This window comes from Streptomyces sp. DG1A-41 (assembly GCF_037055355.1).
GTDB lineage: Bacteria > Actinomycetota > Actinomycetes > Streptomycetales > Streptomycetaceae > Streptomyces.
The window spans coordinates 3,284,086-3,299,620 of sequence record NZ_CP146350.1; the positions used below are offsets into that span (position 1 = coordinate 3,284,086).

The window sequence follows — 15,535 nt, forward strand, 5'->3', positions numbered from 1 at the left end:
CCCTCCCCCGCACCCACGTGACCCAAGTGACCACAGTCACGGCAGGGCCATGTTCCGCGGAAAGCAACTCAGGTTAGGCTTACCTAAGTTGAACCCGCGGTTCAGCCCGCCCCTGTCCCGCACCGGACTGTCCCCACCGGAGGACCCCCACATGCGCTCGCACCTGCTCAACGACACCACGGCGGAGCAGTACCGCCGCTCCGTGACCGACGGAGTCGAGCGGGTGGCCGCCAAACTCGCCACCACCGAACGGCCGTTCACCGGCGTCACCGTCGACGCCCTCGCTCCCGCCATCGACGCGATCGACCTCGACAAGCCGCTGCACGACACCGCTGCGGTGCTCGACGAACTGGAGGACGTCTACCTCCGGGACGCGATCTACTTCCACCACCCCCGCTACCTGGCCCACCTCAACTGCCCGGTCGTCATCCCCGCCGTGCTCGGCGAGGCCGTCCTGTCCGCCGTGAACTCCTCCCTGGACACCTGGGACCAGTCGGCCGGCGGCACCCTCATCGAGCGCAAACTGATCGACTGGACGACCGAGCGCATCGGCCTCGGCCCCGCCGCCGACGGTGTGTTCACCTCCGGCGGCACCCAGTCCAACCTCCAGGCGCTGCTGCTGGCCCGGGAGGAGGCCAAGACCGACACCCTCGCCAAACTGCGGATCTTCGCCTCCGAGGTCAGCCACTTCAGCGTGAAGAAGTCCGCGAAACTGCTCGGGCTCGGCCAGGACTCCGTGGTCTCCGTACCCGTCGACCACGACAAGCGCATGCAGACCGTCGCCCTCGCCCGCGAGCTGGAGCGCTGCAAGCAGGACGGCCTCGTCCCCATGGCCGTCGTCGCCACCGCCGGCACCACCGACTTCGGCTCCATCGACCCACTGCCCGAGATCGCCGAGCTGTGCGAGCAGTTCGGCACCTGGATGCACGTCGACGCCGCCTACGGCTGCGGCCTGCTGGCCTCCCTGAAGCACCGGGACCGGCTGACCGGGATCGAGCGTGCCGACTCCGTCACGGTGGATTACCACAAGTCCTTCTTCCAGCCGGTGAGTTCGTCCGCCGTGCTGGTCCGCGACGCGGCCACGCTCCGGCACGCCACCTACCACGCCGAGTACCTGAACCCGCGCCGCATGGTGCAGGAACGTATCCCCAACCAGGTGGACAAGTCTCTCCAGACGACCCGCCGCTTCGACGCCCTCAAGCTGTGGATGACCCTCAGGACCATGGGCGCGGACGGCATCGGGCAGCTCTTCGACGAGGTGTGCGAGCTGGCCCAGAAGGGCTGGAAACTGCTCGCCGCCGACCCGCGCTTCGACGTCGTCGTGGAGCCGAGCCTGTCCACCCTCGTCTTCCGCTACATCCCGGCGTCCGTCACCGACCCCGCCGAGATCGACCGCGCCAACCTCTACGCCCGCAAGGCCCTGTTCGCCTCCGGTGCCGCCATCGTCGCGGGCACCAAGGTCGGCGCCCGCCACTACCTGAAGTTCACCTTGCTCAACCCCGAGACGCAGGCGTCCGACATCGCCGCCGTCCTCGATCTGATCGCCGGCCACGCCGAGCAGTACCTGGGAGAGTCCCTTGACCGCGCGTCCTGAAAACCCGTCCCCTCTTCCTGCGACTCATGATTTCGTGGGCATCGGGCTCGGCCCCTTCAACCTCGGCCTGGCCTGCCTCACCGAACCGATCGACGAACTCGACGGCGTCTTCCTGGAGTCGAAGCCCGACTTCGAGTGGCACGCGGGAATGTTCCTCGACGGCGCCCACCTCCAGACCCCGTTCATGTCGGACCTGGTCACCCTCGCCGACCCGACGTCCCCGTACTCGTTCCTCAACTATCTGAAGGAGAAGGGCCGGCTGTACTCGTTCTACATCCGCGAGAACTTCTACCCGCTGCGCGTCGAGTACGACGACTACTGCCGCTGGGCCGCGAACAGACTGAGCAGCATCCGCTTCGACACGACGGTGACGGAGGTGACGTACGAGGACGACGTCTACGTCGTGAAGACCACCGCCGGTGACACCTACCGTGCCCGTCACCTCGTCCTCGGCACCGGCACCCCGCCCCACATCCCCGAGGCCTGCGAGAACCTGGGCGGCGACTTCATCCACAACTCCCGCTACCTGAGCCACAAGGCGGAGCTTCAGAAGAAGGACTCGATCACGCTGGTCGGCTCGGGCCAGTCGGCCGCCGAGATCTACTACGACCTGCTCAGCGAGATCGACGTCCACGGCTACCGGCTGAACTGGGTCACCCGCTCCCCGCGCTTCTTCCCGCTTGAGTACACCAAGCTCACGCTGGAGATGACGTCGCCGGAGTACGTCGACTACTTCCACGAGCTGCCCGAGGCCACCCGCTACCGCCTCACGGCCGAGCAGAAGGGCCTGTTCAAGGGCATCGACGGCGACCTGATCAACGAGATCTTCGACCTGCTCTACCAGAAGAACCTCGGCGGTCCGGTGCCCACGCGCCTGCTCACCAACTCCTCCCTGACCAACGCGGCGTACGAGAACGGCACGTACACGCTCGGCTTCCGCCAGGAGGAGCAGGACAAGGACTTCGAGCTGACCTCCGAGGGCCTGGTCCTGGCCACCGGCTACAAGTACGCCGAGCCGGAGTTCCTGGGGCCCGTGCGGGACCGCCTGGTCTACGACTCCCGGGGCAACTTCGACGTCGCCCGCAACTACGCCATCGACGTCACCGGCCGGGGCATCTTCCTCCAGAACGCCGGCGTCCACACCCACAGCATCACCAGCCCCGACCTGGGCATGGGCCCGTACCGGAACGCGTACATCATCCGCGAGCTGCTCGGCACCGAGTACTACCCGGTCGAGAAGACGATCGCGTTCCAGGAGTTCGCCGTATGAGCACCACCGGCATCGGTACGTTCGCCATCCGCCCGCTCGACCCCCTGAAGGACGCCGAGCTGCTGCACTCCTGGGTCACCCACCCCAAGGCGGCCTACTGGATGATGCAGGACGCCACGCTCCCGGACGTCGAGCGCGAGTACATGCGCATCGCGGCGCACGAGCACCACCACGCCTACCTCGGCCTGCACGAGGGCCGGCCGGCGTTCCTGATGGAGAAGTACGACCCCCGGTACGTCGAGCTGACCGGGCTGTACGACCCCGAGCCCGGCGACGTCGGCATGCACTTCCTGGTCGCGCCGACCGACCGGCCGATCCACGGCTTCACCCGGGCCGTCATCACCGCCGTGATGGACGAGCTGTTCGCCGACCCGCGCACCCGGCGGGTCGTCGTGGAACCCGACGTGAGCAACAAGGCCGTGCACGCGCTGAACGAGGCCGTCGGCTTTGTGCCCGTCCGTGAGATCGACAAGCCGGAGAAGCGCGCGCTGCTGAGCTTCTGCACGCGCGAACGCTTCATTGAAAGGCACAGCCTGGCCGCCCGAGGAGGAGCCGTATGACCCTGTCCGACGCCGTAGCGCATCTGTCCCCCCACCGCTGGGCGCGGGCCAACCGCCTCCTGATCCGCAAGGCACTCGCCGAGTTCGCGCACGAGCGGCTCATCACGCCGGAGGCCACCGGCGACGGCACCTACGTCGTCCGCAGCGACGACGGCCTGACCCGGTACACCTTCACGGCCACGCTCCGCGCCCTCGACCACTGGCAGGTCGACGCCGACTCGATCACCCGCCACCGTGACGGCGCCGAACTGCCGCTCGCCGCCCTGGACTTCTTCATCGAGACGCAGAAGTCCCTGGGGCTGAGCGACGACATCCTGCCCGTCTACCTGGAGGAGATCTCCTCCACCCTCTCGGGCACCTGCTACAAGCTCACCAAGCCGAAGACGACGGCCGCCGAGCTGGCGCGCGGTGACTTCCAGACCATCGAGACCTCGATGACCGAGGGCCACCCCTGCTTCGTGGCCAACAACGGCCGGCTCGGCTTCGGCATCCACGAGTACCTGTCGTACGCGCCGGAGACGGCGAGCCCGGTCCGGCTCGTCTGGCTCGCGGCACACCGCTCGCGGGCCGCGTTCACGGCCGGTGCCGGCATCGAGTACGAGTCGTTCCTGCGCGAGGAGCTGGGTGAGGAGACCGTCGAGCGCTTCCATGGCGTCCTGCGGAACCGGGACCTGGACCCGGCCGACTACCTCCTCATCCCCGTCCACCCCTGGCAGTGGTGGAACAAGCTCACCGTCACCTTCGCCGCCGAGGTCGCCCGGGGGTACCTGGTGTGCCTGGGCGAGGGCGACGACGAGTACCTGGCCCAGCAGTCCATCCGGACGTTCTTCAACCGGTCCAGCCCCGAGAAGCACTACGTGAAGACGGCCCTGTCCGTCATCAACATGGGCTTCATGCGCGGGCTGTCGGCCGCCTACATGGAGGCCACCCCGGCCATCAACGACTGGCTGGCCCAGCTGATCGAGAACGACCCGGTGCTGAAGTCCACGGGCCTGTCGATCATCCGGGAGCGGGCGGCGGTCGGCTACCGGCATCTGGAGTACGAGCAGGCGACGGACCGCTACTCGCCGTACCGCAAGATGCTCGCCGCGCTGTGGCGGGAGAGCCCGGTGCCGTCGCTGAAGGACGGCGAGTCCCTGGCCACCATGGCGTCCCTGGTCCATGTCGACCACCAGGGGGCGTCGGTCGCGGGCGCGCTGATCGAGCAGTCGGGCCTCGCCCCGAGGGAGTGGCTGCGCCACTACCTCCGCGCGTACTTCACCCCCCTCCTCCACAGCTTCTACGCCTACGACCTCGTCTTCATGCCGCACGGCGAGAACGTCATCCTCGTGCTGAAGGACGGCGTCGTGCAGCGCGCGATCTACAAGGACATCGCCGAGGAGATCGCCGTCATGGACCCGGAGGCGGTGCTGCCGCCGACGGTGGAGCGGCTGCGCGTGGAGGTCCCTGAGGACAAGAAACTCCTGTCGATCTTCACGGACGTCTTCGACTGCTTCTTCCGCTTCCTCGCGGCGAACCTCGCCTGTGAGGGCGTCCTGGAGGAGGACGACTTCTGGCGCACGGTCGCGGAGGTCACGCGCGAGTACCAGGAGTCGATGCCCTCACTCGCCGACAAGTTCGAGCGGTACGACATGTTCGCCCCCGAGTTCGCGCTCTCCTGCCTCAACCGCCTCCAACTGCGCAACAACGAACAGATGGTCGACCTGTCGGACCCGTCCGGCGCCCTCCAGCTGGTCGGCACCCTGAAGAACCCCATCGCGGAGTTCTGACCCACAGACAGACGGGCACCCCGGAGTACGGTCCTTCGGGGTGCCCGTCCTTGTTCTTTCAGGGGCGCGGGGCTGTGTCGAGATGCGGCTCCGCCGCGTGGGCGCGACCAGCCCCCACGCACCCGCAGACGAATCACCGACCGGCGGAACCCCACGGCACCTCCGGCGACCGATACCACTCGATCCCCAGGGCGTTCCACCGCTCAGCCTGCGCAGCAAGCCGCACCTTGTACCGCTCCCAGTCGTGCGTGCCCGCCGCCGACCACCCCAGCTCGGCCACACCCGGCAGCCGCGGAAACGCCATGTACTCGATGTGCCCGGAGTTCTCGATGGTCTCCGTCCACAACGGCGCCTCGACCCCCCGCACGGCCCCGGCCGGCACTCCGGGCAGATACGCCCCCGGATCCCAGTCGTACGACCGCCGTACCTCGGCGTAGCCCGCCCAGGACAGGCCCAGCGGCGTGTCCTTCGTGTACTTCATGTCGAGGTACACGCGGTCGGCCGGAGACAGAATCAGCCCCGTCCCGCTCTGCGCGGCCTTCACGACCCGCGCCTTCTCCTCGGCACTGGTGCTGTCCAGACCCCAGTACTGGGCGAGAGCCCCCTTCGCGGGAGTCGCCCCGGTCAGCTGGTGCCAGCCGACCACCGTCTTGCCGTACTTCGCGACGACCGGCTGCACCCGGTCCATGAACTTCACGTAGTCCTCGTGGCTGGTGGAGTGCGCCTCGTCGCCCCCGATGTGGAGGTACGTGCCCGGGGTGAGCGCGGCGAGCTCCCGGACCACGTCGTCCACGAAGTCGTACGTGATCTCCTTGCCGACGCACAGCGAGCTGAAGCCGACGTCGGTGCCGGTGTACAGCGGGGGTGCCACGCCGTCGCAGTTCAGGTCGGCGTAGGCGGCGAGTGCGGCGTTGGTGTGGCCGGGCATGTCCACCTCGGGGACGACCTCCAGATAGCGGGAGGCGGCGTACCGCACGATCTCCTTGTACTGGGCCTTGGTGTAGTAGCCGCCGGGGCCGCCGCCGACCTCGGTGGAGCCGCCGTGGGTCGCCAGGCGCGGCCAGGAGTCGACGGCTATGCGCCAGCCCTGGTCGTCGCTGAGGTGCAGATGCAGCTTGTTGATCTTGTAGAGGGCGAGCTGGTCGATGTAGCGCTTGACCTGGCCGACGGTGAAGAAGTGCCGGGAGACATCGAGCATGGCGCCGCGCCAGCCGTAGCGCGGGCTGTCCTCGATGGTGCCGCCGGCGACCAGCCAGGGGCCGGGCTGGACGGTGTCCTTCTCGACGTCCGCGGGGAGGAGCTGGCGCAGGGTCTGGACGCCGTGGAAGAGACCGGCGGCCTCCGCCGCGGTGAGGGTGACGCCCTTGCGGCCGCTGTCGAGGCGGTATCCCTCGGCACCGAAGGGCCCCTTGGCGAGGCGCAGTCGGATGCCCCCGTCGCCGTGGGCGGTGACGGGGAGGCTGTAGCCGGTCGAGGGCCTCAGGACGGCCGCGAGGTACTCGGCGACGCGCCGCGCCTCCCGCGAGCCGTCGACGTGGATGTGCGTGCCGCGGGTGATGCGGTAGGGGGAGCCGCTCGGGGCGACCGAAGCAGGCGCGGGGACCACGCGGTCGAGCGGGGTGGGCGATGCCGTCTGTGCCGGGGTGGCCCCTGTCATGGAGACACCCATCGCGACCAGCAGCAGGGAACCGAGAAGGCGAAGCGTTCTGTGGTGATCTCTGACACGGCCATCTCTCACAAACCCGTCCCTTCCATGAGCCGTTGAGCTCCAAGAGGTCTGGACCACTCTCTCGTGAGACGGGTGGAACAATCCACCCCATGGCGGAAATAATCCAGACGGACGGCACGTGGGCCTTCGACGGCGACGCCCTGCGGCTGACCCCGGGGCGGGACAAGAACATCAGCCTGTTGCGCAAGGAGTTGGGCGAACTGATCGTCCCGCTGGGGGCGTTGGCCGGGATCTCCTTCGAGCAGGGCAAGAAGACGGGACGGCTCAGGCTCCGACTGCGCGACGGCGCCGACCCCCTGCTGCACGCCACGGGCGGCCGGCTCACCGAGCCCCACGACCCGTACCAGCTGATCGTGGAGTCCGAGCGCTACGGAGTCGCCGAATACCTCGTGGACGAGGTCCGGCGCGCCCTGCTCCTGGACCAGGTCCCCGCCGACCCGGTCGACGCGTACCTGCTGCCGGGCCCCTCCGTCCCCCTGTCGGTCTCCGCCGGGGACGGCACCGCCGGCTTCGACGGCGAGCGCATCCGCCTGGAGTGGAACTGGAAAACGGAGGACGCCAAGGCCGCCGCCGGTGCCCGCACGCTCGCGCTCACCGACATCACGGGCGTGGAGTGGCAGCCTGCGGCCGGCCTGGAGAACGGCTACCTCCGCTTCACCGTGCGGAACGCGCCCACCAAGGCCCCGCCCAAGTACGACCCCAACGCCGTGGAGCTGTGGGGCTTCAAGAAGGACCCGCTGATGGCGCTGGTCGCGGCGGCGGTCCAGGCCAGGCTTACGCACCCGGCCCGGGCAGCCGCCGGCGACCTGGCGGACGCGCGACCGGAACCGCCTTCTCCTCCGGTCGCGTCCGCCGAGGACGACCACGACGCCCTGCTGCGCCGCCTGCGCGAGCTCGGTGAGCTGCACCGCACGGGCGTACTGACGGACGACGAGTTCGCGCTGGCCAAGCAGGCGATCCTGAAACGGATGTGACACCCTCGGGGCGCTACTTCGCCCGGCGCGCCACCGTGAAGCGGTCCACCTGGTCACCGGTCTCGGCGATGCCGCGCACCTTGAGCGTGACCAGGTGCCCCTTCGGCGCGGGGCTGACGTCCACGCGCGGGAAGGAGTAGTCGGGGTATCGCACCCGGGACCAGGTGACGGTCTCGTTCTGCTTGCCGTCCTTGATGACGTCGGTGCGCTCGTACTGGTGGTTGTGGCCGTTGACGACCAGGTCCACGGCGTACCTTTCGAACAGCGGCACCCCACTCCCGCCGGACGCCGCCCTCGGAGGCGTGGGCGGTGGAGGTGCAGTAGGCGCGGTGGTGGAATCCTGGCGCGCAGGTACTCGTGCTGCTCGGCCGTGCTCATGCGCTCGGCGAGCCGCTCGGGTACGCCCATACGGGAGTGTCCATTGCGTCCAAAAATCGACGCCTCGGGCAACGAGATACCGGCTGCCCGGTCGACGCCTCGCGAACAAGCGCTCATGACAGGTTCAACGTTCCCCCAACGGATTCCAGCAGCCGTCTGCCCGAAACCGGGCAGAATTCTTGCGAAAGTACCGCCAGTGCCCCAGGATCTACCGGGTGCACGACGAACTCGTTGATCATCTGACGCGGTCCACCCCCCTCAACCGGGGCGAGGCACTGCGCGTGATCCAGGACGTGCTCGCCTACTTCGACGAGACGACCGAGGAGTACGTCCGTCGCCGCCACCGCGAGCTCCAGGCCCAGGGCCTGGTGAACGCGGCGATCTTCGAGCGGATCGAGGCGGATCTCAAATATCGCGCGGTGGCACCGCCGGAGCTCTCGCTCCGGCAGCTGCGGCGCATCGTCTACGGCTGAGGAATACGTATACATGTGCGGAATCGTCGGTTACATCGGGAAGCGTGACGTCGCTCCCCTCCTCCTGGAGGGCCTCCAGCGCCTGGAGTACCGCGGGTACGACTCCGCGGGCGTCGTCATCACGTCCCCGAAGGCCTCCGGCCTGAAGATGGTCAAGGCCAAGGGCCGCGTCCGCGATCTGGAGGCCAAGGTCCCGGCCCGCTTCAAGGGCACCACCGGCATCGCCCACACCCGCTGGGCCACCCACGGCGCCCCCTCCGACGTCAACGCCCACCCGCACCTCGACCACGAGGGCAAGGTCGCCGTCGTCCACAACGGCATCATCGACAACGCCTCCGACCTGCGCCGCAAGCTGGAAGCGGACGGCGTCGAGTTCCTCTCCGAGACCGACACCGAGGTCCTCGTCCACCTCATCGCCCGCTCGCAGGCCACCAAGCTGGAGGACAAGGTCCGCGAGACCCTCCGGCTCATCGAGGGCACGTACGGCATCGCCGTGCTGCACGCCGACTTCCCCGACCGGATCGTCGTCGCCCGCAACGGCTCCCCCGTCGTCCTCGGCATCGGCGAGAAGGAGATGTTCGTCGCCTCGGACATCGCCGCGCTGGTCGCCCACACCCGCCAGGTAGTCACGCTGGACGACGGCGAGATGGCCACCCTGAAGGCCGACGACTTCCGCACGTACACGACGGAGGGCACCCGCACCACCGCGGAGCCCACCACCGTGGAGTGGGAGGCCGCCTCCTACGACATGGGCGGCCACGACACCTACATGCACAAGGAGATCCACGAGCAGGCCGACGCCGTGGACCGCGTGCTGCGCGGCCGCATCGACGACCGCTTCTCCACCGTGCACCTGGGCGGCCTGAACCTGGACGCCCGCGAGGCCCGGCGGATCCGCCGCGTGAAGATCCTCGGCTGCGGCACCTCGTACCACGCGGGCATGATCGGCGCCCAGATGATCGAGGAGCTGGCCCGCATCCCCGCCGACGCCGAACCGGCCTCGGAGTTCCGCTACCGCAACGCGGTCGTCGACCCCGACACCCTCTACATCGCCGTCTCCCAGTCCGGCGAGACCTACGACGTCCTGGCCGCCGTGCAGGAGCTGAAGCGCAAGGGCGCGCGGGTCCTGGGCGTGGTGAACGTGGTCGGCTCCGCGATCGCCCGCGAGGCCGACGGCGGCATCTACGTCCACGCGGGCCCGGAGGTCTGCGTCGTCTCCACGAAGTGCTTCACGAACACCACGGTGGCCTTCGCGCTCCTCGCCCTCCACCTGGGCCGCACCCGCGACCTCTCGGTCCGTGACGGCAAGCGGATCATCGAGGGCCTGCGCAAGCTGCCCGCCCAGATCGCCGAGATCATGGAGCACGAGGAGGACGTCAAGAAGCTGGCCCTCCAGTTCGCCGAGGCCCGCTCGATGCTCTTCATCGGCCGCGTGCGGGGCTACCCGGTGGCCCGCGAGGCCTCCCTGAAGCTCAAGGAGGTCTCCTACATCCACGCCGAGGCCTACCCCGCCTCCGAGCTCAAGCACGGCCCCCTGGCCCTGATCGAGCCCGCCCTCCCCACGGTCGCGATCGTCCCCGACGACGACCTCCTGGAGAAGAACCGCGCCGCCATGGAGGAGATCAAGGCCCGCAGCGGCAAGATCCTGGCGGTAGCCCACCAGCACCAGGAGAAGGCCGACGAAACCATCGTCGTCCCCAAGAACGAGGACGAACTCGACCCCATCCTGATGGGCATCCCCCTCCAACTCCTCGCGTACCACACAGCACTGGCGCTCGGACGGGACATCGACAAGCCCCGCAACCTGGCCAAGTCGGTGACAGTCGAGTAGTTGGCCTTTGACGGCGCGGGGAACTGCGCGACAAGCCCCCACGCACCCGCAGAGGCCAAACGAAGAGGACGGACCCCCACGTGCTGCCACCAAGCACAGGGGGTCCGTTTTCATCGCCGGGAAGCCGCCCAACTCCCCAGCCGGCGCAGCTAACCGGTGGCCGTCACTCCCCGGCCGGCAGCGCGTCGCGGAAGCGCCGTGGGCCAGTGCGCGAGCGCCGCGGTGGCCGCGTACCACGCCACTGCCCCCGCAGCCACGGCGAACCATCCACCCACCTTGGCGAACCCGTCGTTACCGGCGAACTCGGCGATCGCCGTGAGCAACAGGGCGGCGAAGAACAGCCCGTGGACCACCTGACCGAGCTGCTCCCCGCCCGCGAGCGTCAGAGACAGCACCACGAGGGCGAACAACAGCAGGAAGGACCCTGCCTCATTGCCGGAGGCACCCGCCGACACGGCCCAGGTGAACCACAGGGCCCCGAGCACCGAGAACGCCGTACCACCGACGGAGTCCCCGGCCCGCAGGGCCAGCAGTCCGGCGACGAAGAGGGCGATGCCGCCCACGTACCGGGCGATTGACACGGCGTCAGCAGCCGACACCCCGTCGATCACAGCGGTATGCCCCAGCCCGAAGGCCAACAGGGTGATTCCCAGGGCGAGTCGACCGGCCACGGTGGTGATTCCGCTTCCCGCGGAGACGTCTTTGTCCACGGCGGGCTCCCTTCGTACATGTGCGATTGTGCGGTGTCCCGTATATGCCCTTCACAAGGGCACAAACACCTCTACGCGTGAGTAGATTTACGCACCGCACCAGGGGAGCAAGGGAGTTGCCACTCAGGGAATGACGACGACGGGCCGCTTCGCCCGCTTGGCGAGCCGTCCCGCGACGGAGCCGAAGATCCGCCCGACGAGGCCGTGGGTCGACCCGACGACGATCGCGTCGGCCTCGTACTCCCGGCCGACCTCTTCGAGTTCGTGGCAGATGTCGCCGCCGCGCTCGACCAGGATCCAGGGCACCTCGGCGAGGTAGTCCGCACAGGCCAGTTCCAGCCCGAGCACCTCGGTCCGGTGGTCCGGCACGTCCACGAACACGGGCGGCTCGCAGCCGGCCCACACCGTGGTCGGCAGCCGGTTGGCGACGTGGACGATGATCAGGCCCGACCCGGAGCGATGGGCCATGCCGATCGCGTAGGCCAGGGCGCGCTCACTGGACGTGGAGCCGTCGAAGCCGACGACGACCCCGTGCTTGAAGGCGGGATCGCAGGAGTGGCGTGGCTCTTCCGCCGCCAGGGGCTCGGCCGCCGTGGGATCGGCGACGGGCCGCTTGCGGTCCGCGGGTTCGAAGAATTCGTGACCGGCCATGGCTGTCTCGGGGTTGTGATCCTTTATGGGTGGGACAACAGGGTGCGGCGGAGCTGTGTCCGGGAATGGTCTTCCCAACCCCATACCCCCAAGGGTACGGCGGCACGCCTCCTCAGCCCAGATCCCGCCCGCCGTGCGTGCGGGTTCCAGGGAGCATGCACGAGGCGACGCCCGTAACGCAATGGTTGCTGCGCTGTACAGGCGGTTTGCACAGGATTCACTTACCCGTGGGGGTGATCCGGTCACACAGTGACCTGCTCACCGGCCACGCGTTGAACCTCGTGAGTCACGCCACAGGGAGCACCCATGTCCGGACCCCGCCCCGCCTCCGAGGCGGACCGCGCGACCCCGCCGCCGCGGGACACCGCGACGGAGGTGGTCCGCTGGGCGGTCTTCAGCTGCCTGCTCGTCCCGGTCGTGCTCCTCGGCTACGGCGCCTCCCTGTCCGGGGCCGCCGGCACGGCCCTCGGGCTCGCGGCCGTCACGGGTGCCTGCCGGGTCCTGCTGCGCCAGTCCGAGCGCGGTGCGGCCCGGCTGGCGGCCGAGGACCGGGCGCCCCACCGGGGCCGGCACCACCGCACCGGAACGGGGTCACACCGCGGGGGACGGCACACTGGCGGGGATACACCGGTCGGCTGACCGGTTTCCGCGCACACGCACGCTGCTTTTCAGCCAACTTCTCACACCCGTGCATCCCCCTCCCCGACCACCCTCCAACCCCCGTTCGACCTGCACGGAAAGGGCCTCGTGGGTGCTGCGCACCCTACGCGGATTGGCCACTGCGACAAGGCGCACTTCCCTGCACGCTCCACGAGTGCAACGCTTCGTGATCGAATGCTTCACGCCAAGTTGCCAAGTCGACAATGTGCCGAGTGCCGAACCGGCCACTGCGGCGCAACGGGACACAGTAGATTCGATCTTGACTGTCTACGGCGGGGGACTCGTGCAGGACCGAGGGGAAACGTGCAGGAGCGACACAACCGAGGAGCCGCGACCACCGAGGGGGGCTTAGCAGTATGAGCCACGACTCCACTGCCGCGCCGGAAGCCGCGGCCCGGAAGCTTTCCGGGCGACGCCGCAAGGAGATCGTCGCGGTGCTGCTGTTCAGCGGCGGCCCCATCTTCGAGAGTTCCATACCGTTGTCGGTGTTCGGGATCGACCGCCAGGACGCCGGCGTACCGCGCTACCGACTGCTGGTGTGCGGCGGCGAGGACGGCCCACTGCGGACCACAGGGGGCCTGGAACTCAGCACACCGCATGGCCTCGAAGCGATCTCGCGCGCGGGCACGGTCGTCGTACCGGCCTGGCGTTCGATCACTTCTCCGCCACCGGACGAGGCGCTCGACGCGCTGCGCCGGGCACACGAGGAGGGCGCCCGCATCGTCGGGCTGTGCACCGGCGCCTTCGTCCTCGCGGCGGCGGGCCTGCTGGACGGCCGGCCCGCGACGACACACTGGATGTACGCGCCGACGCTGGCGAAACGCTATCCGTCGGTGCACGTCGATCCGCGGGAGCTGTTCGTCGACGACGGTGACGTGCTGACGTCGGCCGGCACGGCCGCGGGCATCGACCTGTGCCTGCACATCGTGCGCACGGACCACGGCAACGAGGCGGCAGGGGCCCTGGCCCGGCGCCTCGTCGTGCCCCCGCGCCGAAGCGGCGGCCAGGAGCGCTATCTCGACAGGTCTTTACCAGAGGAGATCGGCGCCGACCCGCTCGCCGAGGTCGTCGCCTGGGCGCTGGAACACCTCCACGAACAGTTCGACGTGGAGACGCTGGCGGCACGCGCGTACATGAGCCGTCGTACGTTCGACCGCCGCTTCCGCTCGCTGACCGGGAGCGCCCCGTTGCAGTGGCTGATCACGCAGCGGGTGCTCCAGGCGCAGCGCCTGCTGGAGACGTCGGACTACTCGGTGGACGAGGTGGCGGGGCGCTGCGGCTTCCGGTCGCCGGTCGCCCTGCGCGGGCACTTCCGCCGCCAGCTGGGCTCGTCGCCGGCCGCGTACCGGGCGGCGTACCGCGCCCGTCGCCCCCAGGGCGAGCGGCCCCAGGACACCGAGGCCGCCCAGGGCGGAGCGGGGTCCGGCATGCCGGGCCACGGGGGGCATCCCGGGCAGCCGCCCGCCTCGCTGCACCCGGAGCACCCCGTCCCGCTTCAGCCCCGCCGTACGGCGGCGGCGAGCGCTGTCGGATCGTCCCAGGCCCTGTCCGCGACGGCGTCGACGGCGTCCGACAACGGCCGGGAGGCGTACGTGCCGAGCCGGGCGAGTCTGCCGGGGCAGCGCAGCGCGACGTGACGTGAGCCGGTGACCGGGCCCGAGTGGAGGAAATCTCCGCGCGGGCCCGGCGCTGTATCGGGGGCGGGTACGCCGTCGGCCACGAGGCAGGCGCGCCTTCGGCCACAAGGTCACCGCACGGTCGGCTCAGCCCGGGGCGGCTCCCCGTAAGGTTAGACACATGAACGATCGCATGGTGTGGATCGACTGCGAGATGACCGGCCTCTCGCTGTCGGACGACGCGCTCATCGAGGTGGCCGCCCTCGTCACCGACTCCGAGCTGAACGTGCTCGGGGAGGGCGTGGACATCGTCATCCGGCCGCCGGACCGGGCGCTGGAGACGATGCCGGAGGTGGTGCGTCAGATGCACACCTCGTCCGGTCTGCTCGCCGAGCTGCCGGACGGCACGACGCTGAAGGACGCCGAGGAGCAGGTCCTGGCGTACGTCAGGGAGTTCGTCAAGGAGCCGGGCAAGGCCCCGCTGTGCGGCAACTCCGTCGGCACGGACCGCGGCTTCCTGCTGCGCGACATGCCGACGCTGGAGGACTACCTGCACTACCGGATCGTCGACGTGTCGTCGATCAAGGAGCTGGCCCGCCGCTGGTACCCGCGGGCGTACTTCAACAGCCCGCAGAAGAACGGCAACCACCGCGCGCTCGCCGACATCCGCGAGTCCATCGCGGAGCTGCGTTACTACCGCGAGGCCGTCTTCGTCCCGCAGCCCGGGCCCGACTCGGACACCGCGAAGAAGATCGCCGCGAAGCACGTTCTGCCCGTCCAGTAGCCGTGCCGGGGGCCCATGGAGGGGCGCCGCGAAAGCCGGGCGCGAGCACCCCTTCGGACCCTGTACACTTTTTCTCGGCCGGTCGGGGAAATCACTGATCTCCAAGCCGGTCATGGTGGGTGTAGCTCAGCTGGTAGAGCACCTGGTTGTGGTCCAGGATGCCGCGGGTTCGAGTCCCGTCACTCACCCTCGCCAAAGAGGCCGCTGACCTGAGACAATCAGGTCAGCGGCCTCTTCGTCCCCGCCGTGGCCACACCGGTGGCCACCCGGGATCTTGAGAAGGGTTCTACCTTCCACCCATGGCGAGCATCCGCAAGCGCGTCCGCAGGGACCGCACATCAGGTCCGGTGGCGTGAGGGCGGCTCCCGCGGGGGAGCGCAACGGTCCGAGGTCTTCGCCTCCGAGCCGGAGGCCGTTCAGTTCAAAGCGCTCGTAGACGCCCATGGACAGCACTGGCCCACGGAGTGGGTCAAGCCTGGCACGGCTGGGTCGGGGAGCAGGAGCTTCAGGAGGCATTCCGGCGGTGGGTGTTCGTG

Annotated in this window: 13 protein-coding genes, 1 tRNA gene and 1 pseudogene; 11 read left to right on the top strand and 4 right to left on the bottom strand. The window is 69.2% G+C overall.

The features are described from left to right. Positions 1–151 precede the first annotated feature (151 nt). The 4 genes from desA to V8690_RS15215 are packed head-to-tail and all read left to right on the top strand — an operon-like array spanning position 152 to position 5,193. On the top strand, positions 152–1,594 hold the full coding sequence (gene desA / locus V8690_RS15200) for a lysine decarboxylase DesA (protein ID WP_338779252.1): 1,443 nt from the start codon (positions 152–154) through the stop codon (positions 1,592–1,594). Further along, on the top strand, positions 1,578–2,864 hold the full coding sequence (locus V8690_RS15205; RefSeq protein ID WP_338779253.1) for a lysine N(6)-hydroxylase/L-ornithine N(5)-oxygenase family protein: 1,287 nt from the start codon (positions 1,578–1,580) through the stop codon (positions 2,862–2,864). Before desA ends, V8690_RS15205 begins: the two co-directional genes overlap by 17 nt. Further along, positions 2,861–3,424 carry a GNAT family N-acetyltransferase gene (locus V8690_RS15210; RefSeq protein WP_338779254.1) on the top strand — a complete coding sequence of 188 codons (564 nt, stop codon included), beginning with the start codon at positions 2,861–2,863 and terminating at the stop codon, positions 3,422–3,424. Before V8690_RS15205 ends, V8690_RS15210 begins: the two co-directional genes overlap by 4 nt. After that, a complete protein-coding gene (locus V8690_RS15215; protein ID WP_338779256.1) occupies positions 3,421–5,193 on the top strand; it encodes an IucA/IucC family siderophore biosynthesis protein in 1,773 nt (590 codons plus the stop codon). Before V8690_RS15210 ends, V8690_RS15215 begins: the two co-directional genes overlap by 4 nt. A gap of 133 nt (positions 5,194–5,326) precedes the next feature. On the opposite strand, the gene V8690_RS15220 is transcribed toward V8690_RS15215, so the two are convergent. Continuing rightward, positions 5,327–6,862 (bottom strand): beta-N-acetylhexosaminidase, encoded by a 1,536-nt coding sequence (locus V8690_RS15220; protein WP_338779257.1) that lies wholly within the window; start codon positions 6,860–6,862, stop codon positions 5,327–5,329. Positions 6,863–7,011: 149 nt separating this feature from the next. On the opposite strand from V8690_RS15220, the gene V8690_RS15225 reads away from it, so the two are divergent. Beyond that, positions 7,012–7,896: a DUF4429 domain-containing protein gene (locus tag V8690_RS15225; RefSeq protein WP_338779258.1), complete on the top strand. Its 885-nt coding sequence runs from the start codon at positions 7,012–7,014 to the stop codon at positions 7,894–7,896. A gap of 13 nt (positions 7,897–7,909) precedes the next feature. Here V8690_RS15225 and V8690_RS15230 read toward each other — a convergent pair. Then, a pseudogene (locus V8690_RS15230) lies at positions 7,910–8,234 on the bottom strand (phosphoesterase); the annotation flags it as partial. 255 nt (positions 8,235–8,489) lie between these two features. Here V8690_RS15230 and V8690_RS15235 point away from each other — a divergent pair. After that, positions 8,490–8,747: a hypothetical protein gene (locus tag V8690_RS15235; protein ID WP_037673904.1), complete on the top strand. Its 258-nt coding sequence runs from the start codon at positions 8,490–8,492 to the stop codon at positions 8,745–8,747. A gap of 13 nt (positions 8,748–8,760) precedes the next feature. After that, complete coding sequence (gene glmS, locus V8690_RS15240) at positions 8,761–10,578, top strand: glutamine--fructose-6-phosphate transaminase (isomerizing) (RefSeq protein WP_338779259.1); 1,818 nt, start codon at positions 8,761–8,763, stop codon at positions 10,576–10,578. Positions 10,579–10,727: 149 nt separating this feature from the next. On the opposite strand, the gene V8690_RS15245 is transcribed toward glmS, so the two are convergent. Both V8690_RS15245 and V8690_RS15250 read right to left on the bottom strand, forming a co-directional pair. After that, the gene (locus V8690_RS15245) at positions 10,728–11,288 is read right to left on the bottom strand and encodes a GPR1/FUN34/YaaH family transporter (RefSeq protein ID WP_338779260.1); all 561 of its coding nucleotides are present in this window, start codon (positions 11,286–11,288) and stop codon (positions 10,728–10,730) included. Between the two features lie 123 nt (positions 11,289–11,411). Next, a complete protein-coding gene (locus tag V8690_RS15250; RefSeq protein WP_338779261.1) occupies positions 11,412–11,939 on the bottom strand; it encodes a universal stress protein in 528 nt (175 codons plus the stop codon). A gap of 306 nt (positions 11,940–12,245) precedes the next feature. On the opposite strand from V8690_RS15250, the gene V8690_RS15255 reads away from it, so the two are divergent. The 4 genes from V8690_RS15255 (at position 12,246) to V8690_RS15270 (ending at position 15,187) form a co-directional block, all read left to right on the top strand. Continuing rightward, on the top strand, positions 12,246–12,578 hold the full coding sequence (locus V8690_RS15255; RefSeq protein WP_338779263.1) for a hypothetical protein: 333 nt from the start codon (positions 12,246–12,248) through the stop codon (positions 12,576–12,578). A gap of 377 nt (positions 12,579–12,955) precedes the next feature. Further along, complete coding sequence (locus tag V8690_RS15260) at positions 12,956–14,236, top strand: helix-turn-helix domain-containing protein (RefSeq protein WP_338779264.1); 1,281 nt, start codon at positions 12,956–12,958, stop codon at positions 14,234–14,236. 160 nt (positions 14,237–14,396) lie between these two features. Continuing rightward, positions 14,397–14,999, top strand: coding sequence for an oligoribonuclease (orn, locus tag V8690_RS15265; protein WP_338779266.1), 603 nt, complete (start codon positions 14,397–14,399; stop codon positions 14,997–14,999). 115 nt (positions 15,000–15,114) lie between these two features. Continuing rightward, a tRNA-His gene (locus tag V8690_RS15270) sits at positions 15,115–15,187 on the top strand. Positions 15,188–15,535: the final 348 nt, after the last annotated feature.